15 protein-coding genes are annotated in these 17,597 nt (G+C 67.6%); 8 read left to right on the forward strand and 7 right to left on the reverse strand.

All coding sequences use genetic code 11. From position 1 onward, the window contains the following. Positions 1 to 25: 25 nt before the first annotated feature. The 6 genes from ACIQKA_RS34250 to ACIQKA_RS34275 all read right to left on the reverse strand — a co-directional run bounded on the left by ACIQKA_RS34250 (position 26) and on the right by ACIQKA_RS34275 (position 7,188). Positions 26 to 1,237 carry a hypothetical protein gene (locus ACIQKA_RS34250; RefSeq protein WP_402543327.1) on the reverse strand — a complete coding sequence of 404 codons (1,212 nt, stop codon included), beginning with the start codon at positions 1,235 to 1,237 and terminating at the stop codon, positions 26 to 28. Positions 1,238 to 1,820: 583 nt separating this feature from the next. Beyond that, positions 1,821 to 2,360, reverse strand: coding sequence for a hypothetical protein (locus tag ACIQKA_RS34255; protein WP_402543328.1), 540 nt, complete (start codon positions 2,358 to 2,360; stop codon positions 1,821 to 1,823). 698 nt (positions 2,361 to 3,058) lie between these two features. Next, positions 3,059 to 3,892: a transposase family protein gene (locus ACIQKA_RS34260; RefSeq protein WP_402543329.1), complete on the reverse strand. Its 834-nt coding sequence runs from the start codon at positions 3,890 to 3,892 to the stop codon at positions 3,059 to 3,061. Between the two features lie 72 nt (positions 3,893 to 3,964). Continuing rightward, positions 3,965 to 4,420 carry a hypothetical protein gene (locus ACIQKA_RS34265; protein ID WP_402543330.1) on the reverse strand — a complete coding sequence of 152 codons (456 nt, stop codon included), beginning with the start codon at positions 4,418 to 4,420 and terminating at the stop codon, positions 3,965 to 3,967. Between the two features lie 90 nt (positions 4,421 to 4,510). Beyond that, positions 4,511 to 5,311 carry a hypothetical protein gene (locus ACIQKA_RS34270; protein WP_402543331.1) on the reverse strand — a complete coding sequence of 267 codons (801 nt, stop codon included), beginning with the start codon at positions 5,309 to 5,311 and terminating at the stop codon, positions 4,511 to 4,513. A 716-nt stretch (positions 5,312 to 6,027) separates the two neighbouring features. Further along, positions 6,028 to 7,188, reverse strand: a complete 1,161-nt coding sequence (locus tag ACIQKA_RS34275) for a tyrosine-type recombinase/integrase (protein ID WP_402543332.1) — start codon at positions 7,186 to 7,188, stop codon at positions 6,028 to 6,030. A 281-nt stretch (positions 7,189 to 7,469) separates the two neighbouring features. Between ACIQKA_RS34275 and ACIQKA_RS34280 the strand changes: the two genes are divergently transcribed. The 3 genes from ACIQKA_RS34280 (at position 7,470) to ACIQKA_RS34290 (ending at position 12,212) form a co-directional block, all read left to right on the forward strand. After that, positions 7,470 to 8,306 (forward strand): hypothetical protein, encoded by an 837-nt coding sequence (locus tag ACIQKA_RS34280; protein WP_402543333.1) that lies wholly within the window; start codon positions 7,470 to 7,472, stop codon positions 8,304 to 8,306. Further along, positions 8,303 to 10,672, forward strand: a complete 2,370-nt coding sequence (locus tag ACIQKA_RS34285; RefSeq protein WP_402543334.1) for a hypothetical protein — start codon at positions 8,303 to 8,305, stop codon at positions 10,670 to 10,672. The genes ACIQKA_RS34280 and ACIQKA_RS34285 overlap by 4 nt, the downstream gene beginning before the upstream one ends. 148 nt (positions 10,673 to 10,820) lie before the next feature. Further along, entirely contained in the window at positions 10,821 to 12,212 is a 1,392-nt protein-coding gene (locus ACIQKA_RS34290) for a Helicase associated domain protein (RefSeq protein ID WP_402543335.1), read from the forward strand. A 96-nt stretch (positions 12,213 to 12,308) separates the two neighbouring features. Here ACIQKA_RS34290 and ACIQKA_RS34295 read toward each other — a convergent pair whose 3' ends face one another. Beyond that, positions 12,309 to 13,253: a hypothetical protein gene (locus ACIQKA_RS34295; protein WP_402543336.1), complete on the reverse strand. Its 945-nt coding sequence runs from the start codon at positions 13,251 to 13,253 to the stop codon at positions 12,309 to 12,311. A 194-nt stretch (positions 13,254 to 13,447) separates the two neighbouring features. Here ACIQKA_RS34295 and ACIQKA_RS34300 point away from each other — a divergent pair, with 194 nt between their 5' ends. The 5 genes from ACIQKA_RS34300 to ACIQKA_RS34320 all read left to right on the forward strand — a co-directional run. Beyond that, entirely contained in the window at positions 13,448 to 13,627 is a 180-nt protein-coding gene (locus tag ACIQKA_RS34300) for a hypothetical protein (protein ID WP_402543337.1), read from the forward strand. A gap of 86 nt (positions 13,628 to 13,713) precedes the next feature. Further along, on the forward strand, positions 13,714 to 14,049 hold the full coding sequence (locus ACIQKA_RS34305; RefSeq protein WP_402543338.1) for a PadR family transcriptional regulator: 336 nt from the start codon (positions 13,714 to 13,716) through the stop codon (positions 14,047 to 14,049). After that, on the forward strand, positions 14,049 to 14,654 hold the full coding sequence (locus ACIQKA_RS34310; protein WP_402543339.1) for a hypothetical protein: 606 nt from the start codon (positions 14,049 to 14,051) through the stop codon (positions 14,652 to 14,654). The genes ACIQKA_RS34305 and ACIQKA_RS34310 overlap by 1 nt, the downstream gene beginning before the upstream one ends. Before the next feature lie 440 nt (positions 14,655 to 15,094). Continuing rightward, complete coding sequence (locus ACIQKA_RS34315; RefSeq protein ID WP_402543340.1) at positions 15,095 to 16,717, forward strand: serine/threonine protein kinase; 1,623 nt, start codon at positions 15,095 to 15,097, stop codon at positions 16,715 to 16,717. Positions 16,718 to 17,027: 310 nt separating this feature from the next. Then, on the forward strand, positions 17,028 to 17,597 hold a 570-nt coding region (locus ACIQKA_RS34320), incomplete at its 3' end, for a transposase family protein (protein ID WP_402543341.1).

A 17,597-nucleotide genomic window follows, 5' to 3' on the forward strand; every position in this document is an offset into this window, starting at 1 on the left:
CCGACCGCACAGCGGGCATGCGCGATCAGGTCCGACGGCGGAACCAGCCGCGGCCCCTCTCCGGCTCGGGGCCGCCCTGCGGCTCCGGCGGCGCGGCGGCCTGAAGGCGGGCGGCTTCGGCGGCGGCTTCCTCGCGGGCGACGTCGTCGGCGTGGCAGGTGCCGCACACGGACACGTCCCCGGCCTTCCAGGCCGTCCGGTGTGCGGTGGTCTCCTCCCAGCGCTGGTCGGTGAACTTCCGCCTGCACCGCTTGCACACCGGCCGCCGTGCCTCCCGCTCAGCGGCGCGGCGACGGGCGTCCTCCGCTTCAGCGCGGGCGTACTGGCGGTGGTAGAGAGCGTCTCCGTCGGGGTTGTCGAGCGCGTCGGTCAGCGTCTGCTCCCGGGTGCGTCCCAGTCGCCGCCACACCGCCGCGCCGGCGCCGTGCTCCTGAAGCTGCTCCAGGGTGGTGACGACGACCGGCACGGCCTGGCGGTAGTCCCGCGCGGTGATGGCCTTCCCGTAGAGCGTGCCGTACCGGCGCGGAGCCCAGTAGCGGCGGCCGGCCTCCTCCAGCACCGTGACCGTGTTGGCGACCTTCGCCTCGGTGGTGTCCGCGAACACGAACGCGAGGGGGACCAGGCCCTCCCGGCCGGTTGGCGGATAGACCCGACGCCACAACCGCAGCTCATGGCGGACGTCCTCGATCGCGTCCGGCTGGGAGCGGACTAGGTCCACAGCGATCCTGCCCGCGTCCGGTGCCAGCAGCCGGCCCCACTGCCAGTACCGGCGCAGCTTGGCGACCAGGTCGTGGGCGTCCTCGGTGCGGCGGTCGATCTCCAGCAGCATCACCGGCACCCCGGCCGCAGGTGCCCGCACCACCAGGTCCGCCCGCTGCACGTACCCGCCTGCGAGCCGGTGCGGAATCTCGGTGGCAAAGCCGAGCCGGTGGCCGATCCCGGCACGGTGGAGTTCGGCGGCCGTCGAGGTGACCGCCGCGGCGTGGTCGTCGTAACTGGTGCCGAGCAGCTTCCCAGTGACCGGGTCGTACTTCTCCTCACGCAGTGCCGAGACGCGTATGCCCTTCGGCTCCAGCAGCTGCTTCGCCTCGGCGTGTCCGCGCTTCGTCAGCACCCACACCTGCCGCTGGTCCTCCCGTACCAACTCGATCCTCACCAGGTGATGGTCCTGAAGATCCAGGAGGGTGTCGCGTACGAGCTTGTCGTGCTGGTTGCCGGGACGGGTCAGCTTCCACAACTGGTCGGGCGTAGCCCGCTGGAAGATCCCCAGTGCTTGCAGGAGCTCCCTGCGTCGAGGCTCGGTCGAAGTCCTCCGGTGCTGTGGCTTCCTTGCTACATCTGCATGAGGGTTGTCGGCGCTGCGGCGACCCCCTGTCCGCCGGGCCTGACCTGCAACAACGCCCGGGCGCTGGGTGCGGGGCGCGGAGGGGTCCACGGAGGGGGCTTCACCGGGCTGGTCAAGGTGCTGCTCGGGGTCGTCTGCGGACACAGGATGCTCCTGAAAGTGGGGCGAGACCCATCTCGCCATTCACCTTGTACAGGTTGGAAATTCGGGCTCCGTGTGACACCGACCTCGGAAAACCCCTCCACCGTGACCGCATCGTGATCAACCCGCCGGAGGGGAGTTCTCCCCTCCGGCGGCCGGGCTCTGCCCACAGGTCCGCCATTCGAGGATGCCTACGAGGCCGCCGCGATCAGCGGGGACGCCCCCGACCTGGGGGTACCAGATACCGTGGACATCATGATCCTCACCAGCGAGATGCAGCCCGCCGCCAACTAGATCCCCGTGGCTGGTCGGTGGCCCTACAGATCCCGGCCTGCTAGGGCATCTGGCCGGTGACGCCGGCCCAGAGGCGGACGGCGGCTCGCATCGCGTTCTGCTGAAGTGCGAGGTCGTCCCAGAGGGTGCCAAGGTCGACCTCGTCCTCTCCCTGGACGGTCAGGACGGGTACCCAGTCGCCGCTCCCAGGCAGGTAGGGCGTGTAGTTGAAGATCGTGACGACCGGCGCGTGGACGATGTGGTTGCGTCGCAAGCGGGCCTCGTCGATGGCCTTGAGGTCGACATCCTGAGAACTCCCAGGAGGCGGAGCAAGAAGCGCCTTGATTTTGTCGATCCGATCCTTGAAGAAGACCTTGCGAAGGTTCACGGTGGGGTCCAGGACCGTAAGGATCATGCCCGTGGCGGCCTCGATCTCGGTGCACTGGGCGATAATCAGGCCGCGAAGTGCGTGGTACTCAGTGGGGCCGGGCTCATGAGGCGGACCGTCCACGTCGTCGAAGGGGCGGCCGAGAAGTTCTTGGGCCACCTCCGGGAGGCCGACGATGCGTTCACCGTAGGGGAGCACTTCCTCTGCAGTCATCGGGCAAGTCTTGCCGGTCAAAGCAGCTTGGGACAAAGGGATTTACTGATCGCAAAGCGACTTTCAGAACGGCGCACCACCGCGTCACCGCACCGCACCATCCAATAGCGACGGTGCGTCCCCGCATCGCCGCGCCACCATGGCGCTCTCCACCGCACCATTGAGACTGCACCGCCGGCGCTCGGCGGTGCAGTCTCCGGTGTAGCCGCACCGCGCCGGGGCGCTCCACGGCAGGGCAGGCTCCTCTATCACATACCCCCTTGGCCGCGGTCTGATCGCGAGCCGAAACCGGCGATGGCAAGGAGAAACGTCGCGGTAGCAGAGCTGGACAAGGGGGTGTAGCAGAGCTGAACAAGGGGTCGCGCGCTTCCGGCCGCACCTGATGGAGGGGGTGGTCAGCGGTGAGCGCACCGGTGCGGTGCGAGACATCGGGTGCGGCGCACCGGTGCGCGCGAGTGCCGGGCGTCGTCGGGTGGTGCGACGCACCGGGTGCGGTGGTGCACCACTTCGGTGCGCACCACGGTGGAGTCCATCGTTGTCTGGTGCACCGGAGTGGCCTCCACTCGGTGGAAGCCACCCGGTAGAGCCCACTGAGTGAGCTCCCGCCAACTTGAAGTCGCAGGTCAAAGGGCTGGTGTGACCGATCCTCGGGGTACTCGTGCTGGTCTTGGGCGGGAGCCCACGGAGAAGATCATCTGTCAGCGGTTGATTTCGAGGTTCGTCAGGACGAGCAGAGCGCGCAGGAGGCGGGTGGCGCGGGCGGGGTCGGTGCGGAGCTTGGTGAGGATCCGCCAGTTCTTGAGGTGGGCGAAGCCGTGCTCAACCGGTGCCCGTCCGATGGCAAGGACACGGTTGGCCTCCTTCTCGCCTCGAGTGAGCTTGTGAGTACGAGAGGCGATGTAGCCGGTGACGACTACGGGGTCGAGGATGTCGTTGTCCAGGCCGCGAAAGCCGAGGTCGGCCAACGCTCCGAGGCCGGCGGCGCGCAGGTGGGCCAGGATGTGGTCGTGGCGGGCGGCTGTGTTGTCGTGGGTGCGGCCGGGCCGGGCGGCGGATATCCAGATCAGGCGCCCGTTCTCGTCGGTCAGGGCGAGGAAGTGCAGGCCATGACTGCGGTGCTTGCCGGAGTAGTTCCGCCGGTCGGCCTTTCCGGTGCGGCGTCTGGTGCGAATGAGGGTGCCGTCGATCAGGACCACTTCCCCACCCTGCCTGACGACCTTCTTCAGGGCGCGGTCCAGGCGAGGCGCCTGCGCGGCGAGCAGGCCGATCAGCTCGTCGCGCCAGCGGCGGACGGTGGACTCGGACACATTGTTTCCGCCGGCCATGTCGGCCAGGCGCTGGTCGTGACGCAGTATGGCCAGGACGATCACCGCGATCTTCCCAGGCGGCAGGATGCGCCACCTGGAGCGAATCGACTTCAGGTGGCGCCGTAGCAGATCGACAAGGTGGTTGACGGTGCTCGTGGACAGCGGCAGACGGCACTGGTAGACAAGCGGGCAGGTGCCCTCGGCGCGCTCTTCGGTATTCGTCACACAATTCCAACGGCCGCCGGGGGCAATTCGGTTACGCCTGTGCCGGGCCGCTCCGAGTTGCGGTGCTCCTGGTCACAGGCGGGTGGTGAACCGGCCGTCGGGCAGTTTCCGCAGCCAGCCGCGATCGACGAGTTTGATCAGCTTGCTGCGTAGCGGTTCCAGCTTGGCCTTCACGCTGACGTCCACGCCCACCACCTCGCCGACCTCACGGGCCATGACTGGTCCGGCGGCCTGCCGCACGGCCGCGATGATGCGCTGGTAGTTCCACGGCAGGGCATCCTCCTCCACGCCAGGCTTGCGGTGCGGGATCAGCATCACTGCCCGTCCGCCCACCTGCCCCGGCATCGGGAGGGTTGAGGAACGCTCCTCAGCGAGCTGTCCGGTTATCCGTTCAAGGACGCGTTCGGCGACAGCGAGCTCGTCCCACTCAGCCCGCACTTCTGCCAACTGCTTGGCCAGTTGTTCTTCGAGTTCGTCCAGTTCCGCACGGCGCGTGGTGATCCGTTCCAGCAGTTCGGGATCCAGCATGAGCGGAATCGTAGGGGCCATCGGGCCTCCGCGGTCAGGAATAGGAAGGCGCCTGCGCTCCGTGCTGGAGAAGGTTTCAAGCACTCGTCGTCAGTGCGCCCACGGCAGACGAACCGCCTCGATTTCACTGTCGTTCAGCAATGCGTTGATGAGGGCTGGAGGCCCGACGACCTTGGTGCCCCACAGGTCGTAGTCGGTGCACAGGACCCACGAGCGGTCCTCGGCCCAGAGGTTGGACGGGCTGAAGTCGGCCTCGGACTGGCCGTACAGGATCTCGGCGTCGCCGATCCGGCCCGCGCGCACGTGGAGGTTGTCGAAGTCGATGGCCCCCAGCGTCATCGGGTTGTAGTAGGCCAGGCAGCGGGTGTCCGGGCCCGCAGGGCTGAACTGGGTGAGGATGGCGATCAGCCGATTCCAGGTCTCACGGTCCAGGCTCCCTTCGGTCGGCGGGACCACGCCCAGTGGCCAGCTGCCCTCCTTCTTGGCCGAGGGAAAGCAACGGTAGAAGGGCATCAGCCCGTCGGGCACGACCGGGTCGCCGCTCCGCCCGGCAAGGTCGGCCCAGCGCAGCCTTCGCCAACCGGGCACCGGATGCTCGACGCGGCCGAGCCCTCCCCCCGTGGCGACGCTCACCGCGTCAAGGTCAATGTCTCCGACGACGTGCGGCTGAACACCCCCGTCCGCCAGTCGCACCTGGTGGTACTCGTGGTACGACACATCGGCCGGCCCCAGGCTGTGCTCGTACATGGCGTTGAGCACCCACACGGCGTCAGGCATCGCCGGAGGCATGAACCCCGTGATGCCATCGCCGCACAGCTCCAGCAGCCAACCAGTGACCTCGGAGGGCACGAACGGCCACAGGCTAGACATCGGGTTCGGTTCCTCGGACATCCGCTCATGATCCCAGGCGCGAATCCGCTCCTCTGCGAGGGGCCGACATGACGCCACCCCGAACCCCGCCCCCGAGGCCGCTGGCTAACGATCTAGGCCTCAGACACCCGCCCGCGACCCGCATGAGCAAATCGGGAGCCGGTCACACCAGCCCTTTGACCTGCTACCTCAAGTTGGCGGCAGCTCACTGGAGTTCATCGCCCAGCCGGAGCAGTGGGTCACCATGCAGCCCGGGTTTTCGGTAAACGGTGTTGCCCGGCTGCGAAGCCACCGCTCGAGCGTGCCTCTGGACTTGTGGTACTTCCATGATCCGTGGTGCGCGGCGCACAGGCCTCCCGATACCTGAGGGCGTACGCACCGCACCCCGTCCCGGGTGAGCGTGCACGGCCCGACGACTGTCAACGGCAGGGATCTGGAACGGGCGGGGGTGAAAGTGGCGGCGAACTCTTCCCGCGGCAGACCACTCTTTCTGCGCTGATCCGAGCAGTAGGTACAAAACGTCTCCTGAGCACGCACGATCACGTCGCAGCGGCGGGTGCGGCACCGGGAGGACGAGGTGCGCGGGTTGTCGAGGTCTCCCGTGAACAGCCATCTGGCGCCGTCCCACTCCCCCGGCCGCCACGCGGGATCGATGTGGGCACGCAGCCACCTCTGCCACGACTTCTTCGTGGCCCTCGTCGGCGCCTCCAGTGCGGTCACGGGCGCGGTAGCGGTGCTCACTGGTTCTCCCGCCATGCCTGGGCCCGGTCGACAGCCGCCCGGGTCTCGGACTCATCGACGTGGCGGTAACGGTCCATGGACAGCGGCGAGACATGGCCCAGCAGCTTCTGCACCACGTCCCGGTCCACTCCCCCACGCAGCCAGTGAGTGGCCGCGGAGTGGCGCAGCATGTGCGGGCGAGCCGGGTGCCCGGCGCGGCGGGCCAGACGGTCGAAGACGCTCTTGGCGTTCGGGTAGGTCATGGCCCGCCCCAGCGGGGGGCGGAAGAGGTTCACGAACACCATGCCTGTGTCGGCCGCCTGGGCCACCGGGTTCCGTTCGTGCTGGTAGTCGGTGTACGGGGAGACGATGTCGGGGGTGACGGGGAGGCAGCGGGAGTGTCTGGACTTGGCCAGGGCCCCATTCGGGTTGTCGGTGCGGCGGCGCACATGCAGATGCGGGCCCTGTACGGGGCAGCCAAGGGAGCGTGACGAGGCCAGGAAATGCAGATCCTCCTGGCGCAGGCCCAGGGCCTCCCCGATCCGCAGGCCGGTCGCGGCGAGCAGCGCGATAAGGAAACGGTCCTGCGCCCGGGGCGTATCCGCGATCATGCGGCGGATCTGCTGCGGGGACAGGTCCTCGTAGCCGGGCTCGCTGACCTGGAAACGGAAGGCCGACGCCTGGACCTGACGCCACTGGCTGCGCTCGCCGGCGTCGTAACCGGCCGGCAAGAACCGCAGGGACTTCGGCTCCGACAGCAAGCCGGCCGTCTGCGCGGGGACCCAGCCGTGGAGCGCGCCGAAGCGCAGGAAGTCCGTGACCGCCGTCATCACCGCGTTCGCCGTACCCTGCGAACGGTAGCGGGGCGCAGCCGTTGCCGGGGAGCGGCGGCTGCGGGCCGGCAGCGGCGTAGTGACCAGCCACTGCTGCAGCCCGGACAGAGCCATGAAACTCGGACGTGACCACTCGATACGGCGCTGACTGCAGTAGTTCAGATAGAGGGCGAGACGGCCCGCGTAGACCCGCTCCGTGTTCGGCGAGCGGCCCTTGCTACGCAACCCCGCCAAGAACGCACACGCCTCTACATGCAGGTCGAAGGTGCGTGTATCGGCCACCACCCACCGCTCCACACCGGTGACCGGGGAGATCGAGCGCTCAGCTACATAGGCCTGATCCACCTACCAAACACAACCAAGCCCCGCCGAGGGCCGGAGCCCATTCCAGACAGCTGCCACACGACCAGGTGGCAACCACACCGAACACACCACATAAACCCCTGCACCTATGGATAATCCGCGCCCCCGCAGCCGACGTCTTGGCGCCGGTCAGGTACGCGTCGGCGCGGCCAGGGCAGGTCGGCATGGACTGAAGGGCCCCCGGGCCACCATGCTCCCCGCTGCCGCTCAGCACCCGGCGATCCGTGGTGTCGCGTCATAATGGTGGCAGCACAGGGGGGCATATGGATCCGTCGTTTTCCAAGCAGTTCGACGTACAGGCAGTCCTGGAGGACGGGAAGCGTCCTGTCCAGTTCGGGACGAACGTGCTGGCAGGTCTCATCGAGGGGATTGATAAGTTCCGGCGTGATCTCGAACAGCAGCGGCGGTCGAGAAGCCTGGGGCCTGCGATGCTCGGGGCCTTTTTGTGGGTGGACGATGCCGAGCTGCTGCAGCGCATCGCCGAGTTCCCCGCCGCGTGCGTGGTGGTGAGTAAGCAGCCACGGGGCAAGTACCACGCAGAGCGGTTGCGGAAGGTCGCCGAGGCTGTGAAAGACGCGGCTGGCCTCCCCACCTGGGCTTTCTCCGAGCTAGAGGAGCTGCGCTTCCACCAGGACGGCAAGGCACCAGTGCTGGGCCCTGGCTCGCCGCAGGAACTCGTCCGGCTCCCGGCACTACGCACGCTGGGCTATCGCAAGGCCGGAAACCATCTCGTCCCGATACTTCACACCAAGATGCTGTTGCTAGGTGAGCTGTGGTGGCATGACGAAGACGCTCTGGGAGGCGTGGCAGATGTCACCGGCTTCACGCCGCACCGACTGTGGCTAGGCAGCGCCAACGGCACGGGGAGCTCCCGCCGCAGCTTGGAGTTCGGGCTGTGGCTGAATGATCCCGACCTGCTGAAGGCCGCGCGACGGTTCCTGGTCGAGGTGCTGGCCCAGTCCGAGAACCTGGACCCCGACAGCAACGACCTGACACCTGACCTGGTGGTGCCGGATTACGACGATGAGGCCATGTGGGAGGCGATGGCCGCACTCGCCGACCATGACGCCGATGAACACGACAGCAGGGACGGCACATGAGCAGCGCAGGCGAAGTCGTGGCTGCCGGCTCTCCCCGGTTTACCCTGCACACCTTGGGCTGGCGGGCCTTCCAGGACCTGTGCGCGGCTGTCCTGCGGGAGGTGTGGGGGCAGTCAGTGCAGGCGTTCGCCGACTCCAACGACGGAGGCCGAGACGGCGCGTTCTACGGCACCTGGCAGCCGCCGACCGACCCCAGTGGCGTTCGAGACGTTCCGCCAGGGCCGTTCGTGTTGCAGTGCAAGCACACCAAGAAGGCCGACGCCACGCTCGCCCCGTCGGAGCTGGAAGACGAATTCGATAAGGTCAGCGCCCTGGTGAAGCGCGGGGTGTGCGGAACGTACGTGCTGCTGACAAACGCGCGGGTCACCGGCACCTCCGAGGAGGAGATTCGCCGTCGGCTGAGCGCATGCGGGGTCACGCATCCGCTAGTCCTGGACGGTCAGTGGCTGAGCGACATGATCGCCACGCACCGCAGGCTGCGAATGTTCGTCCCCCGCGTCTACGGGCTCGGTGATCTCTCGCAGATCCTCGACGAGCGTGCCTACGCCCAGGCCTCGGTACTCATGGCGTCCGCGCCCGAGCAGGTGGCCACGTTCGTCGTCACCGGCGCCTACCGCAAGGCCGCCCGCGCGCTGCGTGACCACGGCTTTGTGCTGCTGTTGGGCGATCCGGCCGTCGGCAAGTCCGTCATCGCGCTGATGCTGGCCATCAGCGCGGCTGATAACTGGGACTGCATGGCTATCAAGGCCCGGACCTCCGAAGAACTCGCACAACGCTGGAATCCGCACGAGAAGAACCAGTTCTTCTGGCTCGACGACGCCTTCGGCGCTGTCCGCCACGAGGAACACCTCACCCACGCCTGGGCACGCGACCTGCCACACGTGATGAGCGCGGTCAAGAACGGCGCCCGAGTGGTACTGACCTCCCGCAGCTACATCTACAACGAAGCCCGCCCGCTGCTGAAGCCGTACTCCTACCCCCGGCTGCACGAACAGCAGGTCACCGTAGACGTCGCCGACCTCACCCGCGAAGAGCGGCAACAGATCCTGTACAACCACCTCTCCGCCGGCGACCAGCCCCAAGATGTACGCGTCCAGATGAAACCGCACCTGGAAGCAGCAGCCGACGCCGCCCCCTTCCGCCCCGAGGCCGCACGTCGTCTGGGGCTGCAGGCGTTCACTTCTAAACTGCCCCTGACACGGCAGGGCATCACGGCATTTATGGCGCAGTCCCAGCAATTGCTCAGCGATGTCTACGACCAGCTGGACACCCACGCCCACGCGGCGCTCGCACTCACGTACGCAACGGCCCGAGACGAGACGCTGCCCGGCCTGCCAAACCCGATCACCCTCGATGCCGGCGACCGCGACATCATCGAGCGAGCCGGCTCCACGCAGGCCGGCGTCAGCAAAGCCTTGACCGCACTCACCGGTACCTTCCTCCGCCTCAACACATCATCCGACGGACAGGGCTACTGGGCCTTCCACCACCCCACTCTTCGAGAAGGCTTCGCCGCCTGGCTGGCCACCCAGCCACACCTGCTGCCGGTCGTCCTCACCGGCATGACCGACCAGGCGCTCCTGTCACGCACCGACTGTCTCGACCGCGACAGCGAGCAACGCCAAGGCACCCTCCTGCGTATCCCGCCCTCGCTCTACAAGCAGGCAGCGCAACGTCTGGCCGCCGTGCGTGCCCGCCACTACGGCCGCCTCGCATCATGGCAGCACCATCTGCCTCCGGAAGAAGCCGTCCTGGCATATGTGGTGTACCGCGGCTCCGACACGTTCCTGCGTGCCTATATGGCTGCAGACCCGCAACTGAGCGAAATACTCATCAAGTTCCACTCCCCCGCCCAGTACGACACCCGAACGACCGTACTCGCACGGCTCCACCAGGCCGGTCTACTGACAGAAGACATTCGGCAACGTGCCGTTGAGCGCATGAAAGAGCTCGCTGTCTCCGGCCCCGACGCTTCCTGGATCGAGACCAAGGACTGGCAGAAGAAGGTCTGGCACCTCCTCCTCACCGACGAGGAGCATGAGCAGTTGTTCGAGCACGTGCGGCAAGAGCTCGTTCCAACACTTGTCGATGTGGTGGGTGAGTGGCTCGAGGACGCTACCGGAGACGATGACGACCCCATCGAGCGCGCCTTGTTCTGGTACTACCTGGCCTTCGACGAACGGGGCGACGACGACGCGGCCGCAGAGTTCTACCATGCACGCGACTTCTATAACGACGAGCGTCGGTCTCGGCCACCCAGCAACGACAGCTGGGAGCCTGACGCTACGACCGATCACGGCGGCCAGCGGGGCAGACACCAGCCCTCCGGCTCGCATCGCAGCCTCTTCGACGACATCGATCAGTGATTGACCAAGCCGGAGCGCAGCGTCGGCAGTGTGGAGCCGCTACCGCCCGCTGGAGCAAGCGCAGCAAACGTCCCTCACACTTCCCCACCTCTAGATAATCGACACCAAGAACTGCGACTCCGTCTACTGGGCCGACGTACGCGGCTCCATGCCCGACCTCGTCCAGGCCGTGGGCCGGGCGCTGCGGATGCAGCCCGGCGAGGGCAAGGTGGCCTCGCTCGTGGTGCCGGTGCTCCTGGGGCCTGGGGAGACGGTAGACAACATGCTGACCTCCCGGGCGTTCGGCGGACTCGCCAAGCTCCTGGAGGCGCTCCGGGCGCACGATGCGCGGGTGGTGGAGGCGTTGGCGGAGCAGCAGCGGCCGAGCCGCTACACGCCCGCCAGCAAGACCGACGACGGGGACAAGGATGGGTCGGGCACGCGTGGGAGCGGGACGGGCTCCGGAGGCGTCAGTGCCCCGGCCAGGGTGCTGCTGAAGTTCTCCACGCCCCGCGACCCGGCCGCGCTCGCGGCGTTCATCCGGTTGCGGGTGCTCAACCCGGAGCACGAGCACTGGCGGCGCGGCATCGAGGCCGCCTCCCTCTACCACCGGCTCCACGGGGACCTTCGTGTCCCCTTCACCTTCCGGGTCCCGGTGAAGGAGGAGGGCCAAGAGGTGCAGGGTGAGGGGTGGTCGGCGGCGCTCGCGGGCTTTCCGCTGGGGCAGTGGATCGCCGACGGCCGGCGTTTCTACGCCCGTGGAGACATGGACCCGGATCGGGTCGAGGAGCTGGAGAAGCTCGGCATGGTCTGGTCGCACCACGACGTCGCCTGGGAAGAGGGCCTGACGGCGGCGCGGGGGTGGGCCGCCGAGAACGGGCACCTCCTGGCCCCGCTCGGCGCCGTCTACCAGGGCGCGGCGGTGGGGATCTGGCTGAAGAACGCGCGGGCCGCCGCCCGGCGCGCGGCCGAACTGGAGCAGCGCCAGGCCGAAGGGCTGCCCGTGGCGTCGTGGGCCGGGGCACTGTCGGAGGCACGGCGCGAGCAGTTGGAGGAGATCGACCCGTCCTGGTGCCCGAGCTGGCCGGTGGAGTGGCAGCGGGCGTTCCACCTCGTCCGTCAGCACCTGGACGAGGGCGGGGTGCTGCCCGTGGCAGCCGGGGAGGTCGTACGCCAGGGCGAGGACCTGGGGCGGTGGGTGCGCTCGGTCCGGCTCGGCTGGGACAAGCTCACGAGCGTGCAGCAGTGGATGTGCGAGCACGTCCTCGGCATCACCCCGGCCACCGAGGAAGAGAAGCCGAAGCCGCGTACGAGCCAGGCGGAGAAGTGGACGATGCACTACGCCGCCGCCCGCCAGTTCTACCAGCGCGAAGGACACCTGACCGTGCCGAGGAAGCACGTCGAGACCCTCGTCCTCGGCAGCGGCAACGGCGAGGGCCAGGAGCAGCGGGAGGTGTCGCTGAAGCTCGGGGCGTGGGTCAGCAACCAACGCTCCCGGGCGGCGTCGCTGACGCCTGATCGGATGGAGCAGCTCTCCAAGGTCGGGATGAGGTGGGCGTAGCTCTGACGATGCACTGCGTCCCCATGCCAGGCTGACGCGGGACACAGTGCATCGTCAGAGCTACATCGCTTTCCAGGGCTCGACCAACTCAGCCTGCTAGTCCTCAGTCGGCTGCCGTGCAACCACATGAATGGTTTGCACCGAGTCGCCGTCGTTCGTGGGCGGAGTCGCTGCGGAGTGTTCGCTGGACGGGGTAGTCGTGCGTGCGGAAGCGACCTGCTGGAGGAGTTCTCCTCCGAGGATGTGCTGCAGGCTTGGGAGGTCTGTGTCCTTGCCCAAGGGGAGCCACCCCGCGGGCATGGGAGTCATCGCATCAGATGGCAGCTCCGTCCCGACGGGAGCGAAGAACATCTGGGCGGGCTCTTCCCACACCGTCGACTTCAGGGCTACCTGGGCATCGAAGGCTTCCGGCCGGAGCTGTAGAACGCCGTCCTTCCGCAGAGCTTCGATGTAGGCGAGGAGTTCGATCGTCGCGACCATGGTCCAGGCGACCAGCGGCACTGCGGCCCGGAACCGGTCTCGCAATCCGAAGGGATCACCTTCCTTCCGCCGCTCCATATCGTGATGCACCACATCGCCGTAGATCCAGGCCAGGGCCAGCCGGTGCGCATCGAGGTCGTGCTCCTCACCTGTGATCGTGTTGGCGACCAAGACCCGGTAAGTGGCATCCGCGGGCGTGGCGGGAGCCACCCGTACCTTCCATTCCGCACGCATCGCCCGGACCTGCTCTGCGTCCTGCGGCAGTTCCCGACAGACGTAGCCCAGCGCCTTCAACGCCTTCATGTGGAAGCAGTCCTCGGTCTCCAAGAGAATCGGCCGGATCCGCGCCGCAGCGGACTCAACTACCTCCTCAGCCGGCAGCTCATGCCGGATCCGGACCTCACCGTTCTCGAAACGGACCCCGATCTTCGGGTCGATGAGCGTCACGAGCTTCTCCCAGTCATCAGCAAGGGAGTGCTCTGCCACACGGCGCGCTCGCACCACAAACGCCTCAAGGCACTGCCGGTTTCTCTGCTCGATCTCCGCCTGATCACGTGCCACACGCGCCCCCTCACCTTGAGAACAGCATGACCGGCCGTTCGCTGCACACGCCACCTGATTCTGGGACGGCTCCGTAATGGTCAGCTGGTCAGGTCCCTCACCGGAGCAATCCCAGCGGCGGCTCTCGGCTCGGTACGGACGCGCTTGTCGCAATACTGGAGCCCTGAGCGGCCGCCGGGACCTACCCCTAGATCGTGGAGAGCAGTGCTCCCGACGGGGTCGAGGAGGGGTTCGAGGACGGCTGGGACGCGGGCGTACGGGCGGTCGCCACCAACGTGCTGTACCTGGCCGACCAGGCCGCCGCCCAACGCGGCCGCGCCTCGGCCCACCAGCCCTCTCCCGCCTGGCAGCCTGGCACCCCGGCTCCGGAGTGACTGTCATACCGTTGTCGTCCTGCCCTTGCCGAACGCTGGCTGTGGCCACCCTGGACAAGCTAACTCTACATAGGTAGCGTTGGGTTATGGAGCGATCATTCAAGATCACTGGCGCCACGCTTGACGTGATGGAGGCCTTGCTCGTCTCGGGTGACGACGTACACGGGTACGCCATCGCTCAGGCGGCGCGCAAGCCGACTGGAAGCGTCTACCCCATCATGGCCCGGCTGCAGACGGCCGGGCTGCTGGACAGTCACTGGGAGGCCGAAGAGCCGGTCCCCGGGCGGCCGCGCAAGAAGCTCTATCGGCTCACTCCCACCGGCCGTGCCGCCGTACGCGAGATCCTGATGGAGCGGCGCGGGCGCCTGCCCGAACCCGCGTCCCGTCGAACTCCCGGCAGCCTCGGATGGGGGACTGCCTGATGGACACACTGTCGTACGTCGGAGGTCTCATCGTCGGCCTGGTGCTCAACGAAGCCGTCGACATCAGTCCCTGGCTGGCCCGAAGGGTGATCCGCTGGTCTGCTCGCCGCGTCCCCGACGCCGAGCTGGCTCGGGACTACGAGGAGGAGTGGACGGCGCTCTTGTCGGAGCGTCCCGGCAAACTGCTGAAGCTGATCTACTCCCTGACGTTTATCTGGCCCGCCTTCAGCTTGCGTCGCGATCTGCAGGGGCGGACTTCCTGGCCTCGGCGTCTTGTCAGCCGTCACATCGCCCTTTGGACCGGTCCCCGCATGATCTGGGGCATGCTGCTCATCATGCCGGCCATGGCCTGCCAGGCAGTGGCCGAACGGCTGCCCGATGTACCGGACACCGACACACTGTTTTACACACTCGGGTTCACCGGGGCAGTCCTGATGACCTATGTATGCGTCGGCGTGGCCACTGCCTCCCGTGTCCTGCGTCGCCTCAGTGCGCGGGCCGAAAGTGGTGATGTGGAAGCACAGAGGCAGATGGAACAGCATTACAGAGACTGGAGGAGAGCAGGTCGCTCCAGCGGGCTCTCAGCCAACTCTCCGGGAGACTGACCAGGCCTGGTGCCGTACGCGAGCGCGAGCGCCCAGCGACTGGACGAGTTCACCGAACAGCACCGCGGGCCCTTGGAGGAGATGCTGCGCAGGCCGCCGAGATCAACAAGCACGCGCATCGGCTGCGCCACACCAGAGTCAACACAAGCTGCCCGGACTGCGGCCAGGTCGTGGGTGACGCCGATAGGGCGTTCACCGGACCCCCGCGGCTGGACCACGTACCCTCGCCCGCGACGGGGAGGACGGGTGCGCCTCCGGATCCGCAGAGCAGCACGGCGCCGCACGACGGATGCCCCGACAGCGGCAGGAACCGCCGTCAGACGCGCGAGGGCCTCGCGCCACGGCCGGGCCTTCCTTGTTGTCTGGCTGCGCGGGCGAGCCGATACGATTGATCACTACTTCGGCGTATGCGTGCCGTTGATCACCAGGGGGAAGCATCCATGCCTAGCCGTGTTCAGTCGATGCAGCAAGGTGATCCGCGTCGTATCGGCCCCCATCGCGTCGTGGGCCGGCTCGGGTCCGGCGGCATGGGCACCGTGTATGCCGCGCTCAGTACCGCCGGGGAGCGGATGGCCGTCAAGGTTGTGCATCCGGCGCAGGCCGCCAACGACGAGTTCCGTGCTCGGTTCCGGCGGGAGGTCCAGCTGTCCCAGCGTGTTACGGGTCCCTGCCTGGTTTCGGTGGTCGATGCCGACCCCGATGCGCCCGCTCCGTGGCTTGCCACCGCTTTCATACCCGGCCCCACCCTCGACCAGCACGTGGCCGCTAGCGGGCCGCTGGCTGGGGCCCGCCTGTACGCCTTGGCCGCCGGTACCGCAGCCGCACTCTCCGCAGTCCATGCAGCCGGCGTCGTGCACCGGGATGTGAAGCCCCAGAACGTCATCCTGGCCCCTTGGGGCCCGATGGTGCTGGACTTCGGCATCGCTCATGCTTTGGACGGGACCTCCGTCACCCGCACTGGCGTGATGACGGGCACGCCGGGCTGGATCAGCCCTGAGCATTACCGCAGCGGCATGGTCGGCCCAGAGGGCGACGTCTTCGCCTGGGGTGCCCTGGTCGCCTACGCAACAACAGGTCGTCTTCCCTTCGGCAGCGGTGCTGCCGACGCCGTTGCCTTTCGCGTCCTGTCCGCCGAGCCCAACCTCGACGGCATGGGCGATGATCTACGCCAGCTGGTGGAGAAGGCCCTGTCGAAGGAACCGTCGAACCGGCCAACATCCTCCGAACTCGCACGCTCATGTGGTGAGTTGCTTGCCAGCCAGACCACGGCCGTCACCGGGCCCGCCGAACTGCCTCAGCCGACACTGATAGCCGACCTAGTCGGTCTCAGCTGGGATCTGCCGTCCGACGAGCCGACCTGGCCTGCCCCCTCGAAACGCACCAGCCACACTCGCCTGTACCTGGCGTTCGCCGCCGCTGCTGTCCTCGTGGGCAGCGTCGGCGGCATCCTGGCCGCCACGCAGTCATCCCCCACCACGCGGGAACCAGTCTCCGCACCCAGCGGTCAGAAAACCCCAGCCGCTAGTCTCACGCCTGCAGCTCAGCACCCCGCTAGCCCTGCAACCGGCCCCGCACTGACCACCTTCGACGTACCGTCGTCCTCCTCGCCGAGCCCTCGTTTTTCGGCTGCCCCCTCCCCCGCTTACACCCGCAGCGACAGCATGCAGCCCACCGTTGATGAGTGGGCCGCCGCCCGGGTGCCGGCCACACAGGCTGAGAAGGCCGCCGCGCAGCGCCTGCGCGATGGCGCGGCTCCCGTTCTTCAAGGGCAGCAGTACATGGACGACGAGGTGACCGTCACGTTCAACCCCGCGGCGCAGACGCTGTTCGTCACCTTCGGCCCCGGCATCTACCCCGAAGGGCAGAGCTACCAGGACGATGCCGCCTGGACCGACATCGTCCGCGGTCTGATGTTCGGCAGCTGCTCTGAAGCCCAGCAGAACTTCCACGACGACCTCACCTGGCCCTACGGCCGCGCCGCAGTCGTATACCGCGAGTCGATGGCCAGCCCCCTCATCACCGACTTCCGAGAGGTCACCCACACCGACAGCTGCCGCGTTTAGCCGCATGTGGCACCGCGAAACCGCGGACTTCTACTGCAGGGCCGACTGCAAGCGCGCCTTCGTCGGTCCAGTCGCCGTCGAGTTCCTCCGGAGAGGTGCGATGCGTTGCTGGACGATCTCGGCTATGGCCGGTCCTGGACAGACGTCCACCGCGAGAAAGAGCTGAAGCTTGTGTGTCCGGAGTGGCCGCGACACGGACCTACGACCCGTCGGTTCCAGCGCGTGCAAGGGTGAAGCAGCGACCCTGCTCTCGGATGCAGCCATGTACGCGCTTACGAGTTGGTGCGTGATAGCGGGTGGGCATGCTCTGATGGTGGAAGGCACGGTGGATCGTTCGGTCCTGGCACATCCGTTGTTCACAGGTGTCTCAAGGAGTCATCTGTCCTCGCTGATCGCGGAGTTGGCTCGACCGTGGGTGGTCGCGGTCGAAGGCCGCCGGCACCAGGCTCGGGGCGGTGCGAGGAAGCGGGCGCCGGGAGCCGGTGCCAGGCATCAGCTGGTGTTCGTGGACCGGCTTGTCGCCACGCTCATCCACCTGCGTCACGACCTCCCACACGCGGTCCTGGCCCTTCTTTACGAAGTGGACCGTTCCACCATGACCCGGGCGGTCGGTGAGGTGCGCCGTCTGCTGGCCGGGAGAGGTTTTGCCGTCCCGGAACGGCCCGGACTGCGGCTGCGGACTCTGGAAGACGTCTTCGCCTACGCCCAGGCCGAGGGGGTCCTGTTGCGGCTGGACGCCACCGAGGTCCAGGTCCGCAGGCCCACCGCGGGCCGGGGCGGCTGGCGGGCGTTCGTGTCGGGCAAGAAGAAGCAGAACACGATGAAGGCCACCGTCATCGCCGACCACCACGGCCGCACCCTGTGGACCGACGCCCTGCGG

This window comes from Streptomyces sp. NPDC092045, assembly GCF_044756005.1.
Classification (GTDB): Bacteria; Actinomycetota; Actinomycetes; order Streptomycetales; family Streptomycetaceae; genus Streptomyces.

Bases quoted from the DNA above. Each gene is read 5' to 3' on its own strand.
- ACIQKA_RS34305 (WP_402543338.1), top strand. From the start codon at position 13,714: ATGGAGCGATCATTCAAGATCACTGGCGCCACGCTTGACGTGATGGAG.
- ACIQKA_RS34270 (WP_402543331.1), bottom strand. From the start codon at position 5,311: ATGTCCGAGGAACCGAACCCGATGTCTAGCCTGTGGCCGTTCGTGCCC.
- ACIQKA_RS34285 (WP_402543334.1), top strand. From the start codon at position 8,303: ATGAGCAGCGCAGGCGAAGTCGTGGCTGCCGGCTCTCCCCGGTTTACC.
- ACIQKA_RS34255 (WP_402543328.1), bottom strand. From the start codon at position 2,360: ATGACTGCAGAGGAAGTGCTCCCCTACGGTGAACGCATCGTCGGCCTC.
- ACIQKA_RS34280 (WP_402543333.1), top strand. From the start codon at position 7,470: ATGGATCCGTCGTTTTCCAAGCAGTTCGACGTACAGGCAGTCCTGGAG.
- ACIQKA_RS34310 (WP_402543339.1), top strand. From the start codon at position 14,049: ATGGACACACTGTCGTACGTCGGAGGTCTCATCGTCGGCCTGGTGCTC.
- ACIQKA_RS34315 (WP_402543340.1), top strand. From the start codon at position 15,095: ATGCCTAGCCGTGTTCAGTCGATGCAGCAAGGTGATCCGCGTCGTATC.
- ACIQKA_RS34265 (WP_402543330.1), bottom strand. From the start codon at position 4,420: ATGCTGGATCCCGAACTGCTGGAACGGATCACCACGCGCCGTGCGGAA.
- ACIQKA_RS34290 (WP_402543335.1), top strand. From the start codon at position 10,821: ATGCCCGACCTCGTCCAGGCCGTGGGCCGGGCGCTGCGGATGCAGCCC.